General features: G+C 38.5%; 1 protein-coding gene. It reads left to right on the top strand.

Features of this window, described 5'->3' with window-relative positions:
* The coding region (locus F7Y48_RS23585; protein ID WP_316685450.1) for a hypothetical protein at nt 1-421 on the top strand (421 nt) is incomplete at its 5' end.
* Between the last annotated feature and the right edge of the window lie 112 nt (nt 422-533).

Here is a 533-nt window from a genome sequence, read left to right as displayed (position 1 = left end):
GGCGTTAGCTTTCAAGGAGGAAAATTTGAAAACTGTGTTACTTAAAATTACGTGTTTATGTTTGTTATTGCTGTCAGCTCAGGCATTTTCATCTGGGCTAGAAAACATCAATTCAGCAATAACATCATGTAAAGCAGCGGCATTAAATAAAGATAATTTCGTTGCTGGCTATTGCATAGGTGTTATTCACGGCGCTTCAATGCTGATACCTGCAACTAAAAAAGGAGGGCGTATCTGTGCTGATGGTTATTCTCAACCTGATATGGCGATGAAAATAACTTCTTATCTAATGGATATAAAAGTTATTATTGAGAAAATTAATACAGATAAACTTCCTCCAGCTGGAGTCCCATTTGAAAAAATGAGTGCACCTGACCTTATTTTGTATGCTATTGGTAAGAACTTTGTGTGTGAAAGCTAACAAACTGCTCAAGAGGGATTCACAACGCGTGGCATTTTTACTATGCGTTGATTTTAGTGATTAAGGTGGTATGCAGTGGCTTCGGTATTGCGTTGCTCACCCCTTAGCAGGG

It is taken from the genome of Vibrio sp. 2-1-2a (assembly GCF_032648565.1).
Lineage (GTDB): Bacteria > Pseudomonadota > Gammaproteobacteria > Enterobacterales > Vibrionaceae > Vibrio > Vibrio diabolicus.
The sequence above is the reverse complement of the archived record's forward strand: the minus strand, read 5'-3'. Positions and strand labels throughout refer to the sequence as shown.